Origin of the sequence: Halorhabdus amylolytica (assembly GCF_004944975.1) — an archaeon.
GTDB classification, from domain to species: Archaea; Halobacteriota; Halobacteria; order Halobacteriales; family Haloarculaceae; genus Halorhabdus; species Halorhabdus amylolytica.
Genome location: NZ_SPQG01000002.1, coordinates 415568 through 434408, shown reverse-complemented (window position 1 = coordinate 434408; position 18841 = coordinate 415568). Strand labels below are relative to the sequence as shown.

Genomic DNA, 18841 nt, shown 5'->3' with positions numbered 1-18841 from the left:
TCGTCTCTGTGACAACAGCAATGTGGAGGTAGTAGTCGCCGTCACGGTGATGCAACGTCGCCTCGCGTTTCTCCCATTCGTCGGTAAAGTACGTGGTGGGTGGGACGTCTTCGTCAGGGAGGACGTACTCGGCTTCGATACGTCCGTCCACAGTGGCAAGCGTGGCGTACTCGTCGTAGTAGGTGATCGCGTTGAGGTTGTAGACGACTGAATCTGACGTGAATTGTGGTTTCGAGGGATTCTCGCCGTCTTTGCGTTTCTCGGCACAGGAATCGAGTGCGTCAGCGGCCCGATTCCGAGCGGCGCACACGAGGTCAGCGTTAAGTTCGTCGGTGGCTTCGCGTACTGCGTCGTATGTCCGGTCGTGTAGCTCAGTTTTCGACGTGACGATATAGCCGTCTTCAGTGCCGTTCCAGCCGTCGTCTGCAACCATCTGAGCGGCCTGTTTAAAGCGGTCTATCGTCTCTTGGAGAAGGCGGTGAGCATCGTCGTCTACGTCAAGTTTCACGACGGCAGTCCGTCGAAGCTCCACAGTTACCATATGTATTTGAGTTAGTATAAAAGTTACTCATATAGTGAAATAAAACTGGGGAGTCAGCTGTGGTGTAGCCGGTGGATTGCTGTATGGAGCGTACGCGATTCCCTCCCGCCCTGTTCGTTCCTCGGTTCTGACTAGGTCAGAACACTCGTCACTCACGGGAAGGGCGGGATTCCCTCGCTGTATCAAGATGGGCCGGTCTGCGGGGAAAATCATTCAGATTTAGCCGCGAGCGTCAGCCGAGCGACGGGATCGACTCGATTACGAGGTGTTTTTACTCGCGGGTACAGTACCGCCGGCATGGATCGCCTCAAGCAGTCGTTGCTCGACGCGCCGGTCATCGAGAAAGGCGAGTACCAGTACTTCGTCCACCCGATCAGCGACGGCGTGCCGATGCTCCGGCCTGAACTCCTGCGGGAGATCGTCATCCGGATCATCCGAAAGGCCGAGCTCGAAGACGTCGACAAGATCGTCACGCCCGCGGCGATGGGCATTCACATCTCGACGGCAGTCTCGCTGATGACTGACATCCCCCTCGTGGTCATCCGCAAACGCCAGTACGGCCTCGAGGGCGAGGTCTCCTTACAGCAGGTCACCGGCTACTCCGAGAGCGAGATGTACGTCAACGACGTCTACGAGGGCGACAAGGTGCTCGTCCTCGACGACGTGCTCTCGACGGGGGGGACACTCGCCGGCATCACCGGGGCCTTAGAGGAGATCGGTGCAGAGATCGTCGACATTGTCGCGGTCATCAAGAAGGTCGGCGGCGAGAACAAGATCGACGATTCGGACTTCGACGTCAAGACGCTCATCAACGTCGACGTCGAGGACATGGAGGTCGTCGTCGTCGACGAACACGGCGACGGCTAGACCACCACCTGTTCACTCGGTCGCGGTACTGTCGTCCTCGTATACGTCCTCGTAGCGCTCTAGGGCCATCTCGAAGCTCCGTGTGGCCTCTTGGAAGGTTTCCCGGAGATCCGCGATCGGTGTCTCGGTTGCATCCACCCGGAGATCATCATAATACGGATCCATCGCCTGCTTTTCGGTCGAACGGACGAGCAGCGCCGCACTGTGGACGGGTAAGTCCTCACGTTTGTCGCCACCTTCGCTATGCCCGGCCCCTAGAGCGTCGATCAATCGCTCTGCCAGGGGCTGGTCGACGTCGTCGGCAGGATCGAGCGACGGCGCACTATCCTCGTACGCCTCGACGGTCGCGTCGATTACCGACTCACCCGTGAGCAGGTTTCCGGCGACGGTGTAGTTCTCGCCGACGGCGTCCCCGTACCATTGTTTGCAGTCCTCGCCGGAGAAGGCGAACTCGCCGTCCCGTCCGACGCCGTGGAGCTGGCGCTGAGAGTGCTCGGCGTCGGCGTTCAGGAGTGCTTCCAGGGCGTCTTCGACGGCGAGTCCGTCGTCGAGATATTCGATCCCTTTCCGGCCGAGTTCCACATTAACGACGCTCTGGGTGGCGATGGCGCCGTTCTCGCTGGCGAACGGACACAGCGTGCCGACGCCGGCGAGTCTGGTCGTCACCGCCACGCCGAAACGCGTCTGCTCGCAACCTTGCTCGTCCAGATAACGCTCGCGAACACAGATACTGAACGTCATACCCGACGGCAAGCCCGCCGGCCACGTCAGTGTTCGGACGATACGTCTTGCCTCGGGCGAGACTCTCGATATCATGAGAAGAAGGGAACGCCAGGGCTATCCCCGTCCGGAGGAAACCGCGGGATATGGACGCTCCCGAGGAACTGCGGGTCGCACACCGCGCGGCCCGGGAAGCGGGCGAGATCGCCGCCGAGCGCGCCGGCGAGGACCTCCGTGCGGCCGCGGACACCGAGTCGAAGACGAGCGCGAACGACCTCGTCACGGCCGTCGATCGAGCCTGCCAGGATCGAATCGTCGAAGTCATCGAGAAACGCCATCCGGACGATCGGATCGTCGCCGAGGAGAACGAGGCCAATGAGGCGGCCGACGAGGGACGGGAGTGGATCGTCGACCCCATCGACGGCACGTCGAACTTCTCGACCGGCTTCCCCTATTTCTGTGTGTCCGTCGGGTTCCGGATCGATGGCGAGGCCCGGGTCGGCGTCGTTCACTCGCCCGAGCCCGCACTCGGCCGGACGTGGTATGCCGCGGCGGGCGAGGGTGCCTACCGGACCACCGACGACTCGCTCGATGGCGAACTCATTGCAGTCAGCGAGCACGCGGACCTGGAAGGATCCACGGTCTTCGGCCGGCTGAGCGAGCGCAAGCGGTCGCGGCGGGCCACCGACGCCGCGATGGCGCTGGCATTGCTGGAGAACGGCTGTAAACTCCGTCGGGTCGGGGCCTCAGCATTGAACCTTAGCCTCGTGGCCGAGGGCAGCGCCGACGGCTACGTCGTGCTCTCGTCGTACGACTGGGACCTGGCTGCGGGGGAGTTGATCCTGCGAGAGGCCGGTGGCGAGATCCGTATACGTGAGGTTCCCCACGGGAGCTGTGAACTCGTCGCCTCGAACGGTCATCTGCAGGATGAACTCGAAGCGATCGTGACACACGCGGCCGGACGGGCGCCGTAACGTCGGACGTTACGTGACTGGACGCGAGACGCTTTACGTTGCTCGACGCGAGACGTGGCGTCGGACTCTGGTTGCTGGAGGGGAACTACAAACATCAGACTCCACGGCGCCGGTCGAACCACACACAGGACACTCGTGGCGTCGAACCGACGGTCGGGACGATCCTCGACCGCCGACGCGAAACACGTAACATCCCGCCACCCGTTCCTGTCGGTGTGGCGAAACCACTCCGGTTTCGGCGCTCGGCGGAGCGCTGGACCGCCGGTCGCGTGCGATCGGACCTCTTCGCCGCGCTCGACGCAAACCTCGGCGCGACGATGGACAGTCCGTGGTATCGCCAACCGGAGGGCTACGACGCTCGGCGCTTCGAGATGGACAACGGGGACATCGCGCTGTTCGCCTGGAACGACGACGGCGGATTCTGGATCGGTAACACCGAGACGCCGCGGGCGCTCTGGCAGACCGAGAAATACACGTTCAGAGAGGTTCCGACGCCGATCGCGGAGTGGGCCGATCGGGAGCTACTCGCCCAATTGCACGAGGAAGCACCCTGGCTGGCCGAGTACCCCACCATCTCGTGGTTCTTCCTCCCGGTGTTGCTCTCGAAGGACGGTCGACACACCACCAGAGAATTCTTCCGTGAATATGCAGGGGGATTCCCGGACGCGTCCCGGGACGAGGGGTTGTCCTACTACGAGGAGTTTCTGGCGACCGAACCGTTCGAGGAACGCCACGTCATGGCGGCGAAACTGGGGACAGCCGAACACCTGGATTTGACGCGGATGAGCGCGACCATGAGCGAGTTCACCGTGGCGAGGCTGCTGGTCGACGCAGGCTACGATGTCACTCCCGAAATCGAAGTGACGACCGGCCACGCCATCGACTTCCGGGCCGATCGGGACGGGACTGGACACCTGGTGGAAGTTACCCGACCGATGGCACCGAGCGACCGGAGTGCGGGGTCGGCCGTTCGGTCGATCCGCGAGACCGTCGAAACAAAGACGACGGGGCAGTTGGAGGCTCACGGCGGAGGAGTAACGTTGTTCGTCGACTGTTCCTCGTTCGACGACGGCGAATGGGGGCGACTGCTCGACGAGCGACCCTCGGTCGGACACCGCCCGGCAGTAGTTTTCAGAGTTCGACCAGGCGAATCGACACAAGCGTACACGAAAGGTTCAGTCCCGGTCGACCTGCCGGAATACGTGGACGTGCGGTGACCACTCGACAGTGAACCGCGTCACCGCTCGACAGTGAACCGCGTCTCCGATCGGAATCGAGACGTTCTTGCGGCCGAGCGCCCGACCCTATACTGTGACCTACGTCGCAGACATCGAGTCCAATCCGTTCGGGTACCAGCCGGACTGTGAGCGGTTCGTCCCGGGATTCGGCGATGTCGGGGCGGACTTCCACGTGATCGGCGACCATCCGGGCGCCCACGGCGGCGTCACGTCGGGAATCCCGTTCACGGAGACGCCAGGAGCTGAAGTACTCCAGCGAGCGCTGCTCCAGGGTGGCCTGCTCCGGAGAGTGGGGACACCGCCGACGGTCGCCTCGACGTACCTCTCGTATCTTCACCTTTGCGTGCCAGAGAGTACGCCGACCGACGACGATTATCGCCGTTTCGAGGTGTTCATCGAATCAGAGGTTCGGGCGATCGCTGCACACGTCCTCCTGCCGGTCGGCGAACGGGCGACGAAGTGGGTCTTCGAGAACATGACGACCAGATCGACGGCGGATCTCGACATGCAGGAGTTGCACGCGACGGAAGTGATCGGCAGTGGCTGGCTCGTGATGCCGATCGCCGACCCGAGAACGTGGACGGACGGGGAAAGGCAAGAACTCGGTGACGCACTGACGGAGTTACAGGCACGGGACTTCCGGCGCGAGGCGGACCTCGGACGCCTCGTCGGTGGCGATGAGCCCTACTTCGTTCGATAATCGACAAAACCCGCAGACGGTCCCGCGGCTCTGGGAGGACATAGCAGGGGACCAACGGGATGACAGAAGCGATTACAGCGAGCTGAGGAACTCGGCAAAGTCGCCCTGAAGGAACTCGACGAACCCGTCGACGCCGAGATACAGCGAGACGAGCAACACGACCAACACCGGGACCCGGACCATCCACAGCCACAGGTCCCCGATCCAGGCCAGGTTACCGACGCCTTTCTTGAGTTCGTCGATGGCTTCGTCGGCGTGGAGCCAGGCGACGAGGATCACGAGCAGAATTCCGCCCAGCACCAGCAGGACCTGAGCTGCGAAGATGTCGTAGAGATCGACCATGACGGTGTCGTAAGTGACGGGAGCACCGAGGAGGAAGATCAGCGTGCCGATACCGGCTGTCGCCGGCACGCGATCAAGCCCGAATTCATCGATGACGTAGGAGACGACGACTTCGATCAGGCTGATCGCCGAGGAGAGGGCGGCGATTGCGACTGTCGCGAAGAACAGCACGCCGACGATCTCGCCGAAGGGGATGCTTCCCAGCGCCTGTGCGACGCTGATGAAAATCGCCCCAGCACCCGACGTCTCGGGATCGACGCCGGCCGTAAAGAGGATCGGGAAGACGATCAGCCCGGTCAGAATCGAGATGCCTGTGTTGAACCCGACGATCGTCGCGCCGTCGACTCCCAGGTTCTCGTCCTCCGAGAGGTATGATGCGTAGGTTATCATCACACCCATCCCGAGCGAGAGCGTGAAGAAGCCCTGACCGGCGGCAGCGGGGACGATACTCTGCCAGTTGTCGAGCAGGTAGCCCAGGTCAGGTGAGAGGTAGTAGCTGTAGGCCTCTGTGGCGCCGCCGAGTGTGAACGCGTAGACGGCGAGAGCGGCGAAGATGGCGATGATCGCCGGGACCATCACCTTCACGCCCAGTTCGATCCCGCGCTGGACACCCATCGCGACGATCGCGATCACGATGACCATGAACAACCCGTGGAACAGCAGCGTGTCCAGGCCTGAAGAGATAGTGCCGAAGTACTGGGCGGCGACTGGCGGTGCGCCCTCGGCGGCGGTGCCGGTGTATCCCCCGGTGACGCTGCCGCCGATGTACCGGAGTACCCAGCCGCCAACGACGCTGTAGTACGAGAGGATCACGAAGCCGATGAACACGAACAATCCACCGAGGTACTTCCATGCACCCCCGGCGAACTCGCGTATCGCGCCGACCGTGTTCAGCCCGGTCTTTCGCCCGACGACGAACTCGACCATCATCGCCGGGAATCCGATCAATACAACGAACGCCAGGTACATGACCATGAACGCGGCCCCACCTTCCTGGCCTACCTGGAAAGGGAACCGCCAGATGTTGCCCAATCCTACGGCACTGCCGACCGCCGCGAGGATGAATCCGATTCGTGTCGACCACGTTTCACGAACACCTTCACCAGTGCTCATACGATGATATCGTTTCACACCCCTCGCAATTAAAACATCGATATTTACCGGAATCTGTCAGCCCTGATTTGATAAGCCACCTCACGGATCGAGGCCTGAAAGTGCAAATCCGTGAATGATCGGCCATCCCATATCGAATAATTGTTATTAATCGGAGTATATCGTCTTTCTTCAATATTTTCCATCATCCTCGAAATCAGCACAGAACTCGTCTTCGGGTTCGAAGTTCACTCAATATTCGTCGTCGAGTTCGAAGTACACCCAATATCCGTCGTCGATATCGAAGGCGTCTCAGACGGATTATTGTAGATTCTTTCCGGATGACGCCGACCCGGGGGTCGACGGATACCGGTAAATCACTACAATAATCCGTATCAGGACTCGCCGTTGAGCGGTATCGATGCGCCGGTGATCGGACCGGCGGCGTCGCTACAGAGAAATCGGATCACGCTCGCAAGGTCGGCGGGATCGGCCCACGCGTCGAAATCGGCGTCGGGCATCATCTCGCGGTTGGCTGACGTGTCGATGACGTCCGGTAGAATCGCGTTCGCCCGGACGACGCCGGCGTTTTCGGCGGCGATCGATTCGGTGAGTAGGCGCACTGCGGCCTTGCTGGCCCGGTAGGGACCGTCACCCTCGCCGCCCGACAGTGAGGACTGGGAGGCGACGGTCACGATCGAGCCGCCGGTCTCCTGGAGATGTGGAAGGGCGTATTTGGCAGCCAGCAGTGCCGTGCGGACGTTCACGTCGAACAGGAGGTCGACCACGGTGATCGCGGTCTCCTCGATCGGGTCCCCGCCACGCCACGTCCCGGCAGTACAGACGAGCGCGTCGATCCGCCCGTGATCTGCGACCATCTCGTCGACTGCGCTCTCGACGGCCCCTTCGTCGGTGAAGTCGACGCGATAGGTCGACACTCCCGTGATGTCCGCATCGAGGCGGTGCGCCTCGTCGTCCGGATCGATCACGTCGGCAGCACAGACCGTCGCGCCGGCGGCACTGAATGCCTCGGCGGTTGCACTCCCTAGCGCGCCGCCGGCGCCGGTGACGACGACCACTGCGTCCTCGAAATCAAAACTGACAGACATTGTCAGCCAAACGGCGACCAGGATCAAAAAGGTATGCCAGCGTTCCGATCACCCGAGAGCCAAGGTATACGTTCCTCGCCCCGTTAGCTCGGCCAGCATGATCGAGGTCCGCGACCTGCGCAAGGAGTACGGCGACTTCGCGGCCGTCGAGGGCAGTACCTTCTCGGTGGATCAGGGCGAAGTTTTCGGGATCATCGGCCCCAACGGCGCCGGGAAGACGACCACCCTGAAGATGCTCGCCGGCTTGGTCGAACCGACGGCCGGCGACGTACAGATCGCCGGACTCGCGACCGACGACACGGCGATGCGCCGGCGACTCGGATTCCTCCCCGAGGAGTCGCCCCTCTACGAGGAGATGACGCCGCTGTCGTACCTCTCCTTCTTTGGGGACCTCTACGACGTGCCGGAACACGAGGCCACCCGACGGATGCACGAGACGCTCGATCGCCTCGATCTCGAACACCGGACGCGGCCCCTCGGGGACATGTCCAAGGGGATGAAGCGGAAAGTCGCGATCGCGCGCTCGTTGATCAATGATCCGGACGTGCTGGTTTACGACGAACCGGCCAGCGGACTCGACCCGCTGACGACGAACTTCATCATCGACTTTACGACCGAACTCGCAGAGGAGGGCAAGACGATCGTCTTCAGTGCCCACAACCTCTATCACGTCGAGTCGATCTGCGATCGCGTCGCCATCATGAACGAAGGATCGATCGTAGCCAAGGGCCCCCTCGACGCACTGCAGGACGAACACGGCGAGACGACCTATCACGTCTACACGACCGTCGAGGTGCCCGATAGTGTCCGGGAGAACGGCCGGTTCAAGCGCAGCGTCACCTCGATGGCTGCCGTCGAGGAGACCCGGACGGTCGCGGCAGAGCGCGGTGGGGAGGTCGTCGACATCCGAACCGAAGAATCGAGTCTCGAGGAAGTGTTCCTCAACGTGGCCGAACCGGGCAGGGGAGACGATCGAGCGGTCGAAACCGGGAACGCCGGCTCGGGGGCCTGATCGTGCGGGCGAGGAAAGTCCTCCGCATCGCCCGCTGGGAGGTCACCAAGAACGCAGGCGGAATCGACCGTCGGACGGTCGCCATCGCAGTCGGAGCGATCCTGCTAATCGGGGCGCTCGCGCCACTCATCGCCAGTCAGGGCGTCGCACTGGACTCAGGTATCTACCGGGTCGGCGTCGACGAAGCAAGCCCCTATCACGACGTCGTGACCAACGAGTCGACGTTCGCGGTCCGTGAGCCCACTCTCGACGGCGTCGAAGAGGGACGACTCGACCTCCTGATCGACGGGTCGCGGATCGTGGCGACGGCAGATTCGCCGAAAGGGCGGGCAGCGCGATCGGAATTACGGAGTGCGACCCAGCGTTACAACGACGAGATGATGGGACGGGAAGACAACCGGACCGCGGCGTTTCCGGTGTCTGTGTCCCTGAATTATGTCGATCGGACGCTGCAGACGGCCCCGGCTGACGGATCCGACGGAACTGACGGGGGCCAGGACGGCACGGACAGTGCAACGGGCGGTTCGGGATCTGACGGGGGTGACGGCGGCACGGATCCCGGTGTCGGTGAAGGCGATTCGGTTTCCGGAGGCGGTGACGGAGGTGGATCACTCGGCGGCCTCGGCGGGCTGTTTGGTGGCCTCGGAGGGGGCGGAGCGAGCGGATCGCCCTCCGACATCGCGCCACCGTTCCCCTTCGGATCGCTCGTGCTGGCGTTCGTCTTCGTCCTGCCGCTGAACTTCGTCATCCAGGCCTACGGCAGTACGATCCTCAGCGAGCGGATCAACCGTCGTGGCGAACTCATGCTTGTCTCGCCCGTCTCCCGTGGAGACATCATCACCGGGAAGACGCTGCCGTACTTCCTCGGCGCGATGGCCTTCGAGACGATGATAACGGTGGGATTGCTGGCGGTGGGGCCGACGGTGGCGACGGGCTGGATCTCGCTACTCGCGGTGACGCCGCTGGTCCTGCTGTTCCTCGGGGCGACGTTCACAGGCGCGATGTTCGCCCGGTCGTTCAAGGAACTCACCTTCGTGACGGTGACGATCACGGTCGCGCTGACGAGTTACGCCTTCGTGCCGGCGATCTTCACCGACGTGACGCCGATCGCGCTCATCTCGCCGCTGACTCTCGTCGTCCGTGACCTCCAGGGCCAGGCCATCAGCCTCGTCGAGTTCACCTTCTCGACGCTGCCGCCGTTCCTGACGGCCGTCGTCACGTTCGGTCTCGGGGCGGGCCTCTACCGCGAGGAGGATATGTTCACCCAGCGACCGATCCCGCTGAAGGTCCTCGATTCGCTCTCCGGACGGATCAAGCGCCGAACGAGCGCCGCGAAGCTCTCGATCATCCTGCTGCCGTTCGTACTGGTGACGGAACTGGTCGCCGTCGCAATGCTGTTCGCCGTCCCGCGCTCGTTTTCGATCCCGGCGATCCTCATCGCGGTCGCAGTCATCGAGGAACTCGCAAAGAGCATCCACCTCTACGCCGGATTCGTCCACAAGAAGTACGCCCGAACAGTCAGGAACGCAATCGTCGTCGGGTCGCTGTCGGGACTGGGATTTTTCATCGCGGAAAAGCTCGGCCTCATCGTACAGTTGCTCGGGACCGACCTGCCGGAGGTCCAGCAAGCCGCGTTCGCCACCAGCAACGTTCCCAGCGAGGTGTCTCCGTTGCTTGTGGGAGCCCTGTTGCTGGCACCGCTCGCGTTGCACGCCGTGACGGCAACCGCGTCGGCGATCGGTGCGGTCTACAGTCGGCGGGGCTACGTCGTGGGGATCACGGTGGCGATCCTGATTCATCTCGCGTACAACCTAACGGTGGTGACTGTCTTTGTCGGGTGATCGATCGACCGGAAATGACTGGGAAAGCCAGGGGAACAGCGGCTGGCTGAACGACGTTCGACTGACGATCGCTCGCCGGGACGTCGCCTCACTCTCCCGGGAGAAGACGATCGTCCTCGCGCTGCTCATCCAGCTGTTCATCGCAGCGTTCTCGTCGTTCCTGGTCGTCGGCCTCACGTCGCTGTACGATCCGGGCTCGGTCCAGGCCGGCGGTATCGAAGTCGGAGTCTCCGGCGACGCGGCCGAGGAACTCCAGGAAGCGGCTGCCGAAGTCGACGGGATTCGGACGGCACGGTTCGGTAGTTACGCCGACGCCCAGGCCGCCTTCCAACGTGGACAGGTGGATTCGATCCTCGACGGGAACACGGTCAACGGGACGATACAGGTGACAGCGTCGGTCCCCGAGGGGAGCATCCGCTCGACGCTCGCGGTCGTCCAGATCCGCTCCGTGCTGGAGGCCCTGGAACGTAACGAGCGGACCGAGCGGGCCGAGTGGGTGACACGCCAGCCCGTCGAACTCCCGTCGGAGCAGAACGCGAGCCCGTACTTCGCGTTCACCTACACCGTGCTCGTCCCGCTGCTTCTGTTCCTGCCGCCGTTCATCAGCGGGTCGATCGCCGTCGACGCCGTCACCGAGGAGATCGAACGCGGGACGCTCGAACTCCTGCGTGTCGCGCCCGTCTCGCTTACCGACATCGTCGACGGGAAGGCCCTGGGCATGGCCGTACTGGCTCCCGCTCAAGCGCTGCTGTGGATCGTCTTGCTCACATTCAACGGGATCGCGATCCGGAACGTCCTTCCGCTGCTCACCCTGGTTTCGGCAGCATCAGTGCTGGTCGTCGTCATCGGCGTGGTGCTGGGACTGGTAACGGCCAAGCGCCGCGAGGCCCAGCTGCTGTACTCGATCCTGGTCCTCGGCGGGTTCGGGGCCATGGCACTTCTCCCAGAACATCCCGCGACTGTCGCCGCCAAACTCGCCGTCGGGAGCGCCACGACGGTCACGACGGCGACGGTCGTCGGTCTGGCCGCCACAGCGGTCGTCTTCTACGCGGCGATGCGGCGCTACGCCGCGACCATCGACCCCGAACGCTACTGAGTCCCGGGAATCGACCGTGGGCTTTAGGCCGTCGGGAACCCATCTCCAGCGGACTGATGTCAGAGGACCACCCGCACGGCGACGGATCGCCGTCCGAACCGCACGGCAATCCCGGTGATCAACCCGGCTCGTCGGATAGCGGCCATCCCGGTGGTCAACCCGGCTCGTCGGATAGCGGCCATCCCGGTGGTCAACCCAAGTCCGGAAACAGCGGGCACCCGGGCGGTCATCCCGGGACGCGAAACTATGACGAGCGACCGCTGATCGTCACCTGGGAGGTCACCCAGGCTTGCGAACTCGAGTGCGATCACTGTCGGGCCGAGGCACAGCCCGAACGCGATCCCGCGGAACTCTCGACGGCGGAGGGAAAGGAGTTCATCAACTCGATCGGGGACTTCGGCCACCCACAGCCCATCCTGGTGTTCTCCGGGGGCGACCCGCTGGAGCGACCGGATCTCTTCGAGTTGCTCGACCACGCCGCCAAGCGGGACGTCACGACGGCTGTCACGCCCGCGCCGACGGAGAACCTCACCGAAGACGTGATCGGGCGACTGGCCGAGACGGGTGTCGAGCGGATCGCGCTCTCACTGGACGGCGCGACCCCGGCGGCCCACGACGAGTTCCGCGGCGAGGAGGGATCGTTCGCCCGCGTCGAGCAGGCCGCCCGGCAGGCCCGCGCGGCGGGCATGGAGATCCAGATCAACACGACCGTCACCGCGAACACGGTCGAGGACCTCCCCGAAATCGCCGACATGGTCGCGGACTTCAGTGCGGCGATGTGGGAGGTGTTCTTCCTCGTCCCGATCGGCCGCGGCGAGGAACTCGAACAACTCGAGCCCGACCGGACCGTCGAGGTGATGGAGTGGCTCTACAGTCGCGGCCGGGAGGCACCCTATCGGGTTATCACCGTCGAGGCGCCGCATTACCGGCGTGTCGCCGACGAACTCGAGCGCCGTGAGTCAGGTGAGGGCGTCCGGGTGGGCTCGACGCGGGCGGGCAAGGGGTTCGTGTTCGTCAGTTACGAGGGCGGGGTCTATCCGTCGGGCTTTCTCCCCCAGAGTGGCGGCAACGTCACCGAGCGGAGTCTCGTTGATATCTACCGGAATGCGGACCTCTTCGAGCGTCTGCGGAACACGGATCAGTTCGCCGGCTCCTGTGGGGCATGTGACTATCTGGATATCTGTGGTGGATCTCGCTCCCGGGCGCACGCAGTCACCGGGAACGCGCTGGCGAGCGACCCGCTCTGTCCGTGGGTGGCGCGAGTCGAGGACGTCACCTAACCGTCTGTGGCGGGCGATAGACAGCGTGGGAACCACTCGAAGATCGAAGGGTGGCCTGGAAGTGACACGTTCGATCATCGGTACTCCCAGATGCGGGCCAAGTTGTGGTTCGTTTCCTGAACGATGTGCAGGTAGGCAATCCCGTCGACGATTTCGATTTTGAGGGTCTCGAAGTTGGCCTCATAGACGTGACACTGGGTACCAGTTTCGTCGATCCAGGTCTGTTCGTCCAGGAGGTCGTACGTGAGGAGGTCGTTGATGCGGCGATACGCCGTTGCGGAGGACATACTGACGGCGTTGGTGATTTCGTCGACAGTCACCGGCTTGGCACTTGCCGCGGTCAGGATGGCATTGCTGTACTCGTCGACCACGATTTCGACCAGGTCATCTGCCGCATCGTCTCGTAGCATACACGTAATACCCCCATCGAAGCCTCCAAAACGGTGCTATCCCGACTTCTCAGTTGAGAACGGTCACGTCGTTCGAAACGACGGCTGTACAGTACACTGCGGCGTGAGTCTTCGAGAGTCCGGCTGCCGTTGGGGAGTTCTACGAACCCTCGTCGTGCATTCTCTCGATTGCAACTCGGCTCCGTCCTATATCATCCCATCCCGTGAACACAGAGGCGAGAACGGGGATCACCGTGACCGGACACGCCTCATCACGAACCGTTCTGCTCGCCGAAGACGACGACTCCCTGGCGACCCTCTTTACGAACTGGTTGGAGAGTGAGTACACGGTCGTCCGAGCGGCCAACGGGGAAGACGCCCTCGAACTAATCGACGAGACTGTCGACATCGGCCTCCTCGATCGGAATATGCCGGAACGATCCGGTGACGAGGTCCTTCGGGCGCTCGGCTCCCAGTCATCACATTGGCCGATTGGCATGGTGACGTCGGTCGAGCCCGAATTCGACGTGCTCGATCTCGACTGTCAGGAGTATCTCCGAAAACCAATCACGAAGTGTGAACTTCGTGGAACGGTCGATCGACTCTGTAAACTCACGGACTGTGAGAAACGCTTGCAAACGTACTATACCCTACTCGCAAAAAAGGAACTGCTCGAGACCCACCACACGTCCGCGATACTCTCGAGCCGTCCGGAGTATCAGACCCTGCTTGAGGAGATCGCTGCTATGGAGGAACAACTCGACGCGACGGTGCTGGACACTGACGTGAACACGTCTCGGTTTGAACTTCTCCCGACTACACCTTGTATCTCGGATTCCGATGACGATTGAGACACGTACCGCACAGGAAGAGACGTACAAGCCGCGTTCGTATCCTGTCTGCGCTTCTCACCGATAGTTCGTCTCGATTAGACTTGCCAGCGGATGTCCTCGATCGACTGACGATCCTCGCTGGCGAGGACAACCCCGACCTGTTCCCCGTCGGAACGTTCCTCGATGTCGATTCGATTGTATCCCTCGGTGACCACCTCGCGGACGTCGGCGTCTAGGTCCTCAGCTTCCTCGACTCCCAGACGATTCTGGCCGCCGATCTCTCGGACGACGATCGGGTATTCGGGCATGCCCGTCACGTATGCAAGTACTCCCAAAGAGTCTGTCGTGAGAGCGGCGGTCTCAGTCTCCAGGCATTCCGTTCCGCCGGCGCGTCACTCAAGTGTCCGACCGGCCTCGATCAAGCTATGCAAGACGAATACGATCTCGTCATCGTCGGCGGGGGTATCAGTGGGGCGTCGCTTCTGTATACAGTCACAAAGTTCACCGACGTCGAATCGGTTGCACTCTTCGAAAAGGAACCCGAGATCGCGGCGATCAACTCCCACCACACGAACAACTCCCAGACGCTGCACTTCGGAGACATCGAGACCAACTACTCTCTGGAGAAAGCCGAGGAGGTCAAGGAAGGCGCTGAGATGGTCGCCGGGTACCTCGAGGCCAATGACTCCGACCGGGAGATACACGCAAAGCGCAGCAAGATGGCGCTGGCGGTCGGCGACGAGGAGGTCGACCGTCTCGAACGCCGCTACGACGAGAAGGGCTTTGGCGATCTCTTCCCGAAACTCGAGGCGATCGACCGCGAGGAGATCGCCGAGATCGAACCGAAGGTCGTCGAGGGACGGGACCCGGACATCGAGATGCTCGCCATCCAGACGCCGGACGGCTACACGGTCGACTACGGCGAGCTCGCGACGGACTTCGTCCGCGAGGTCGAGGGCGAGGCGGGGGTGGACGTGTTCACGGGAACGGAGGTCCAGAGCGTCAACGAGACCGACGACGAGTTTCTGATCGAGACCGAACGTGGCTGGTACCAGAGCGACGCGACGGTCGTCGCCGCCGGGTCCCACAGCCTCCAGATCGCCAAGGAGATGGGCTACGGCGAACACATGTCCCTGCTCCCGGTCGCGGGGAGCTTCTTCGTCGCCGACGAGGGCCTGCTCAACGGCAAGGTCTACACGCTCCAGATGGCGAAACTCCCCTTCGCGGCGGTCCACGGCGACGCCGAGGTCCACGACCAGGGACTCACCCGCTTCGGCCCGACAGCCAAGGTCGTGCCCGCACTGGAACGGGGTCGGCTCTCGACGGTCGCCGATTTCTTCGACGTGTTCGAACTCTCGCCGGACTCGGTGTTGAGTTACGCGAACATCCTCGCCGATCGGACCCTGTTGCCGTACGTCCTCGAAAACCTGCTCTATGATCTGCCCGCCGTCGGGAAGCGTGCCTTCCTCCCGCACGTCCAGAAGGTCGTCCCGACCGTCGAAGCGAGCGACATCGAGCGTGCGAAGGGCTACGGCGGCGTCCGGCCCCAGATCGTCAACACGGAAACGAAATCCCTGGACATGGGTGAAGCCAAAATCACTGGGGACGATGTTATCTTCAACATCACGCCCTCGCCTGGGGCCTCGACGTGCCTGAAGAACGCGATGCGTGACGCCGAACAGCTGAGCGAGTGGCTCGACATCGAGTTCGACGAGGACGAGTTCCGCGAGGCGACGATCGGGAACTTCCCGCGTGGCAAGGACGAATAGCCGGCAGAGTTCCGCCTTCAGAGCCAATCGCCCGGAACGAAAAGGACAGTTCCCGAAAAATCCTCAACAAACGCCTCGATACGACGGACTGCCGTGGCGATCTCTCCCGGTGACGCGGCCGTATCACACGCGAGGACGCCGGGATGTGCGTCGATCTCAAGTTCAGGATCGGCTCCTCGGAAGTCCGTGTCTTCACTCAAGATAACTCGATCTGTCTGATGTGCATACGCTAATAGAATCGTATCCTCGGTACCGAGCGCGATCTCGTCACCGACGACCGCGACATCATGCCCCTCGCCGTCGAGTGCAGAAACGTACGCTGGTGGGATGTGTTCGTCGGCCAGCAGCCTCATGCCTGTCGTTGTGCTTCTTTGTCGAGATCGTCGGGCCCATGAACGACAGTGAAGTCCTCGGGGACGGACCTCTTTTGCACCGTACGCATTTCGTCCGGATTGTCGTAGTAGTAGACGAGAGCGCGATAAACGTCGGCGATATCGAGGTCGTAGTCAGCAGCGACCTGTTCGGTGGACTCACCGGCGTCGATGATCCGCTTTGCGATGTGATGGACGCCGATGCGTCTCCCGTCGATTCGCGGAGCACCATCGAGCACTTCGGCCGTCGAGACGATCTCGCTCATCGTGTAACTGTAGGTCCCAATCAGTAATAAAGGCTGGTCGGGACTCGCCATCGAAATTTACAACGAGTCTACGCTAGGTCCGAAACCGATTGGGCTGTCTATCGTCCCATTCGACAGCTTTGACGAGATCAGGTAATGAGCTGAGCCGCCGTTCGACGAGGTCCAGGGGATGCGCGTCAATAAATCTGGCCGATCGGTGGTCGACAGCCGTCGACCCGTCGTTCACCTGAACGTGAACGGGGCCGAGATCCTCGTGCGTGTCGTCCTGATGCCACCCAACCAGTACGTCCCGCTCCGGCTCGATCCAATTGAACCAGTAGTGTTCGGACGGATCAGTCGTTCGGAGTCGGAATCCGGCTTCGATTCGAGCCCTCGTCCCGGAGTAGTCCGGATCGTCGAGGAACTGTCGGGGATCCACGTCGCCAACGACGCGGTACTGGCCGGCTTCCCGCGGTTCGGCCCGTCGTCGTCGCACGTTCGTGAGTTGCCCGGAAAATCGGTTGCGAATGCGGTCGTGGAGGCGTTTGCTCTGGAGGTTCTCCCGGTTGGCGAGGAAGACGACCATTATGCGAAAGTTGGGGGGGAGTCAGTCGGTGGCGAGGACAGTTCGACCACGTCGTCGTACAGCTGGAGGGCATGCTTGACGAGCCGACGGTCCGTGTTGGTCGCTTCCCACGTCTCGATGACGTTTCGACGCTCCCGTATCTCCGCCGCGCTCAACTCCCTCTCGACCAACTGATTCCGAAACGCCGAGAGCGATTCGGCATCGTACTCCGGCGCCAACTGCTCTCGCTCTTCGGTCAACTCGGCGAGCTGTGATTCGAGTTCCTCCCGAGAACACTCGTCGATGAGAGCCGTCACTTCGTCGAAGAGCAGACGAACGGGGTTCAAGTCGTACGCTTTGGCCCCCTCGACAGCCGTTTCCGTGACCCAGTTGTCGCTCGCCAGTTGCCGGAGTTCGTCGTCGGCCGTCGCCCGGGAGACGTCCGCTCTGTCGGCGATCTCTCCCACTGGTGTCGGCCCTTCCAGGGCCTCGACGACTCGGCGAACGCGTTCGCGACCGCTGAGCGTTTCTGTCCACGTTCGCTGGTTCGATTCGTCCATCTCTGTGCGTACTTATCCCCGTCGATTCAAATAATTTGGATTCGACCAATTATATAATCACACAGCCGAATCTTTTTCTCCACGCCGAACCTGCCACCGGTCATGGAGTACACGACCCTCGGCTCCACGGGCATGGAAGTCAGTCGGATCTGTCTCGGATGCATGAGTTTCGGGACGAGCGACTGGCGGGAGTGGGTCCTCGACGAGCCTGAATCAAAGGAGATCATCGAGCGTGCCATCGACCTGGGGATCAACTTCTTCGACACGGCGAACGTCTACTCGCTGGGCGAATCCGAGCGCGTTCTCGGAAACGTCCTCTCGGAGTACGACCGTGACGAGCAGGTCGTCGCCACCAAGGTTTACGGGGAAATGGACGAGGACAATCCCAACGCCCAGGGTCTCTCCCGGAAGGCGATCGAACAGGAACTCGACAATAGCCTCGATCGACTCGGCATGGAGACGATCGATCTCTATCAGACTCATCGCTGGGATTACGACACGCCGATCGAAGAGACGCTTTCGGCACTCGACGACGCCGTTCGTCGGAATCAGGTCCGGTACGTCGGCACCTCCTCGATGTGGGCTCACCAGTTCGCCGACGCGCTTGCGACCAGCGAGCGTGCGGGCCTCGAACGGTTCCAGACGATGCAAAACCACTACAACCTGCTGTATCGCGAGGAGGAGCGCGAGATGGTGCCCCTCTGTGAACGCGAGGGAATCGGCGTCATCCCCTGGAGTCCGCTGGCCCGCGGCTATCTTGCCAGACCGCACGAGGAGTTCGACGCGACGACGCGAGGCGAGACCGACGATTACGCCCGCGAACACCCCTACTTCGAGAGTGGCGGCCGGGAGATCAACGAACGCGTCGAGGAGTTGGCGGCGGACTACGGCGTGACGATGGCTCAAATCGCCCTGGCGTGGCTGCTCGAACAGGAGACCGTCGACGCACCGATCGTCGGCACGACCAGCGTCGAGCACCTCGAAGATGCAGTCGAAGCCCTGGAGATCGACCTCAGCGAATCCGATCAAGCGTACCTCGAAGAGCCCTACGAACCTGTACGGATCGCAGGCCACGAGTGAGGCCGGCCGATATCGAACCTCAATATTTTTCGGGCATCCCTCTCAATGTCGGGCATGGTCCTCCAGTTCATTCTGCCCGCCGTGTTCGTCTTCGCGTTCATCATGATTTCGGCCTATGCCGGTGCGCTCCGGGCACTCGAAGTCTACTTCGATCCCGAAGCCGACAGCATCTTCCTCTCGGACGATGCCGGCCCGCCGGAGTATCGGCGGGAGTGAT

General features: G+C 62.3%; 21 protein-coding genes and 1 pseudogene. 12 read left to right on the top strand and 10 right to left on the bottom strand.

What is annotated here, in order from left to right; all coding sequences use genetic code 11:
• A pseudogene (locus tag E3374_RS04720) lies at positions 1 to 541 on the bottom strand (RNA-guided endonuclease TnpB family protein); the annotation flags it as partial.
• Between the two features lie 297 nt (positions 542 to 838).
• Here E3374_RS04720 and hpt point away from each other — a divergent pair.
• Entirely contained in the window at positions 839 to 1408 is a 570-nt protein-coding gene (gene hpt / locus E3374_RS04715) for a hypoxanthine/guanine phosphoribosyltransferase (RefSeq protein ID WP_136687870.1), read from the top strand.
• Positions 1409 to 1420: 12 nt separating this feature from the next.
• Here hpt and E3374_RS04710 read toward each other — a convergent pair whose 3' ends face one another.
• Entirely contained in the window at positions 1421 to 2149 is a 729-nt protein-coding gene (locus E3374_RS04710) for a DUF1028 domain-containing protein (RefSeq protein ID WP_136687869.1), read from the bottom strand.
• 125 nt (positions 2150 to 2274) lie between these two features.
• Between E3374_RS04710 and E3374_RS04705 the strand changes: the two genes are divergently transcribed.
• The 3 genes from E3374_RS04705 to E3374_RS04695 all read left to right on the top strand — a co-directional run bounded on the left by E3374_RS04705 (position 2275) and on the right by E3374_RS04695 (position 5040).
• On the top strand, positions 2275 to 3102 hold the full coding sequence (locus E3374_RS04705; protein ID WP_136687868.1) for an inositol monophosphatase family protein: 828 nt from the start codon (positions 2275 to 2277) through the stop codon (positions 3100 to 3102).
• 215 nt (positions 3103 to 3317) lie between these two features.
• Positions 3318 to 4319 (top strand): DUF5784 family protein, encoded by a 1002-nt coding sequence (locus E3374_RS04700; RefSeq protein WP_136687886.1) that lies wholly within the window; start codon positions 3318 to 3320, stop codon positions 4317 to 4319.
• A gap of 94 nt (positions 4320 to 4413) precedes the next feature.
• Complete coding sequence (locus E3374_RS04695; protein ID WP_248299386.1) at positions 4414 to 5040, top strand: uracil-DNA glycosylase family protein; 627 nt, start codon at positions 4414 to 4416, stop codon at positions 5038 to 5040.
• Between the two features lie 72 nt (positions 5041 to 5112).
• Here E3374_RS04695 and E3374_RS04690 read toward each other — a convergent pair whose 3' ends face one another.
• Both E3374_RS04690 and E3374_RS04685 read right to left on the bottom strand, forming a co-directional pair.
• Positions 5113 to 6495 (bottom strand): sodium-dependent transporter, encoded by a 1383-nt coding sequence (locus E3374_RS04690; protein WP_136687866.1) that lies wholly within the window; start codon positions 6493 to 6495, stop codon positions 5113 to 5115.
• Positions 6496 to 6869: 374 nt separating this feature from the next.
• Complete coding sequence (locus E3374_RS04685) at positions 6870 to 7583, bottom strand: SDR family oxidoreductase (RefSeq protein ID WP_136687865.1); 714 nt, start codon at positions 7581 to 7583, stop codon at positions 6870 to 6872.
• 97 nt (positions 7584 to 7680) lie between these two features.
• Here E3374_RS04685 and E3374_RS04680 point away from each other — a divergent pair, with 97 nt between their 5' ends.
• Genes E3374_RS04680 through E3374_RS04665 form a run of 4 tightly spaced genes read left to right on the top strand, consistent with a single transcriptional unit; the run spans position 7681 to position 12812 of the window.
• Positions 7681 to 8595, top strand: a complete 915-nt coding sequence (locus E3374_RS04680) for an ABC transporter ATP-binding protein (protein ID WP_136687864.1) — start codon at positions 7681 to 7683, stop codon at positions 8593 to 8595.
• A gap of 2 nt (positions 8596 to 8597) precedes the next feature.
• The gene (locus tag E3374_RS04675; protein WP_136687863.1) at positions 8598 to 10436 is read left to right on the top strand and encodes a PrsW family glutamic-type intramembrane protease; all 1839 of its coding nucleotides are present in this window, start codon (positions 8598 to 8600) and stop codon (positions 10434 to 10436) included.
• A 46-nt stretch (positions 10437 to 10482) separates the two neighbouring features.
• Entirely contained in the window at positions 10483 to 11532 is a 1050-nt protein-coding gene (locus tag E3374_RS04670) for an ABC transporter permease (RefSeq protein ID WP_248299389.1), read from the top strand.
• A gap of 56 nt (positions 11533 to 11588) precedes the next feature.
• Positions 11589 to 12812, top strand: coding sequence for a radical SAM protein (locus E3374_RS04665; protein WP_248299385.1), 1224 nt, complete (start codon positions 11589 to 11591; stop codon positions 12810 to 12812).
• A 74-nt stretch (positions 12813 to 12886) separates the two neighbouring features.
• Here the strand turns inward: E3374_RS04665 and E3374_RS04660 are convergent, their stop codons facing one another.
• On the bottom strand, positions 12887 to 13222 hold the full coding sequence (locus E3374_RS04660; protein WP_136687862.1) for a DNA-binding protein: 336 nt from the start codon (positions 13220 to 13222) through the stop codon (positions 12887 to 12889).
• Between the two features lie 233 nt (positions 13223 to 13455).
• On the opposite strand from E3374_RS04660, the gene E3374_RS04655 reads away from it, so the two are divergent.
• Positions 13456 to 14052: a response regulator transcription factor gene (locus tag E3374_RS04655; protein WP_136687861.1), complete on the top strand. Its 597-nt coding sequence runs from the start codon at positions 13456 to 13458 to the stop codon at positions 14050 to 14052.
• Between the two features lie 77 nt (positions 14053 to 14129).
• Here the strand turns inward: E3374_RS04655 and E3374_RS04650 are convergent, their stop codons facing one another.
• On the bottom strand, positions 14130 to 14342 hold the full coding sequence (locus E3374_RS04650; protein ID WP_136687860.1) for a hypothetical protein: 213 nt from the start codon (positions 14340 to 14342) through the stop codon (positions 14130 to 14132).
• A 117-nt stretch (positions 14343 to 14459) separates the two neighbouring features.
• On the opposite strand from E3374_RS04650, the gene E3374_RS04645 reads away from it, so the two are divergent.
• Positions 14460 to 15803: an FAD-dependent oxidoreductase gene (locus E3374_RS04645; RefSeq protein ID WP_136687859.1), complete on the top strand. Its 1344-nt coding sequence runs from the start codon at positions 14460 to 14462 to the stop codon at positions 15801 to 15803.
• Between the two features lie 17 nt (positions 15804 to 15820).
• Here the strand turns inward: E3374_RS04645 and E3374_RS04640 are convergent, their stop codons facing one another.
• From E3374_RS04640 to E3374_RS17355, 4 genes are all read right to left on the bottom strand, one after another.
• Positions 15821 to 16156 carry a DUF5615 family PIN-like protein gene (locus E3374_RS04640; protein WP_136687858.1) on the bottom strand — a complete coding sequence of 112 codons (336 nt, stop codon included), beginning with the start codon at positions 16154 to 16156 and terminating at the stop codon, positions 15821 to 15823.
• A complete protein-coding gene (locus E3374_RS04635; protein WP_136687857.1) occupies positions 16153 to 16440 on the bottom strand; it encodes a DUF433 domain-containing protein in 288 nt (95 codons plus the stop codon). The genes E3374_RS04640 and E3374_RS04635 overlap by 4 nt, the downstream gene beginning before the upstream one ends.
• A gap of 73 nt (positions 16441 to 16513) precedes the next feature.
• Positions 16514 to 17005, bottom strand: a complete 492-nt coding sequence (locus tag E3374_RS04630; protein ID WP_136687856.1) for a hypothetical protein — start codon at positions 17003 to 17005, stop codon at positions 16514 to 16516.
• A complete protein-coding gene (locus tag E3374_RS17355) occupies positions 17005 to 17544 on the bottom strand; it encodes a winged helix-turn-helix domain-containing protein (protein ID WP_211194907.1) in 540 nt (179 codons plus the stop codon). Before E3374_RS17355 ends, E3374_RS04630 begins: the two co-directional genes overlap by 1 nt.
• Positions 17545 to 17646: 102 nt before the next feature.
• Here E3374_RS17355 and E3374_RS04620 point away from each other — a divergent pair, with 102 nt between their 5' ends.
• Both E3374_RS04620 and E3374_RS17050 read left to right on the top strand, forming a co-directional pair.
• Complete coding sequence (locus E3374_RS04620) at positions 17647 to 18624, top strand: aldo/keto reductase (RefSeq protein WP_136687855.1); 978 nt, start codon at positions 17647 to 17649, stop codon at positions 18622 to 18624.
• A 54-nt stretch (positions 18625 to 18678) separates the two neighbouring features.
• Complete coding sequence (locus tag E3374_RS17050; RefSeq protein ID WP_169051773.1) at positions 18679 to 18840, top strand: hypothetical protein; 162 nt, start codon at positions 18679 to 18681, stop codon at positions 18838 to 18840.
• Position 18841: the final 1 nt, after the last annotated feature.

What these genes read in the sequence shown, in the direction of transcription:
- E3374_RS04690 (WP_136687866.1), bottom strand. Translation starts at nt 6,495, where the DNA reads ATGAGCACTGGTGAAGGTGTTCGTGAAACGTGGTCGACACGAATCGGA.
- E3374_RS04710 (WP_136687869.1), bottom strand. Translation starts at nt 2,149, where the DNA reads ATGACGTTCAGTATCTGTGTTCGCGAGCGTTATCTGGACGAGCAAGGT.
- E3374_RS04660 (WP_136687862.1), bottom strand. Translation starts at nt 13,222, where the DNA reads ATGCTACGAGACGATGCGGCAGATGACCTGGTCGAAATCGTGGTCGAC.
- E3374_RS04630 (WP_136687856.1), bottom strand. Translation starts at nt 17,005, where the DNA reads ATGGTCGTCTTCCTCGCCAACCGGGAGAACCTCCAGAGCAAACGCCTC.
- E3374_RS04650 (WP_136687860.1), bottom strand. Translation starts at nt 14,342, where the DNA reads ATGCCCGAATACCCGATCGTCGTCCGAGAGATCGGCGGCCAGAATCGT.
- E3374_RS04680 (WP_136687864.1), top strand. Translation starts at nt 7,681, where the DNA reads ATGATCGAGGTCCGCGACCTGCGCAAGGAGTACGGCGACTTCGCGGCC.
- hpt (WP_136687870.1), top strand. Translation starts at nt 839, where the DNA reads ATGGATCGCCTCAAGCAGTCGTTGCTCGACGCGCCGGTCATCGAGAAA.
- E3374_RS04635 (WP_136687857.1), bottom strand. Translation starts at nt 16,440, where the DNA reads ATGAGCGAGATCGTCTCGACGGCCGAAGTGCTCGATGGTGCTCCGCGA.
- E3374_RS04620 (WP_136687855.1), top strand. Translation starts at nt 17,647, where the DNA reads ATGGAGTACACGACCCTCGGCTCCACGGGCATGGAAGTCAGTCGGATC.
- E3374_RS04665 (WP_248299385.1), top strand. Translation starts at nt 11,589, where the DNA reads ATGTCAGAGGACCACCCGCACGGCGACGGATCGCCGTCCGAACCGCAC.
- E3374_RS04645 (WP_136687859.1), top strand. Translation starts at nt 14,460, where the DNA reads ATGCAAGACGAATACGATCTCGTCATCGTCGGCGGGGGTATCAGTGGG.
- E3374_RS04685 (WP_136687865.1), bottom strand. Translation starts at nt 7,583, where the DNA reads ATGTCTGTCAGTTTTGATTTCGAGGACGCAGTGGTCGTCGTCACCGGC.
- E3374_RS04640 (WP_136687858.1), bottom strand. Translation starts at nt 16,156, where the DNA reads ATGAGGCTGCTGGCCGACGAACACATCCCACCAGCGTACGTTTCTGCA.
- E3374_RS17050 (WP_169051773.1), top strand. Translation starts at nt 18,679, where the DNA reads ATGGTCCTCCAGTTCATTCTGCCCGCCGTGTTCGTCTTCGCGTTCATC.
- E3374_RS04705 (WP_136687868.1), top strand. Translation starts at nt 2,275, where the DNA reads ATGGACGCTCCCGAGGAACTGCGGGTCGCACACCGCGCGGCCCGGGAA.
- E3374_RS17355 (WP_211194907.1), bottom strand. Translation starts at nt 17,544, where the DNA reads ATGGACGAATCGAACCAGCGAACGTGGACAGAAACGCTCAGCGGTCGC.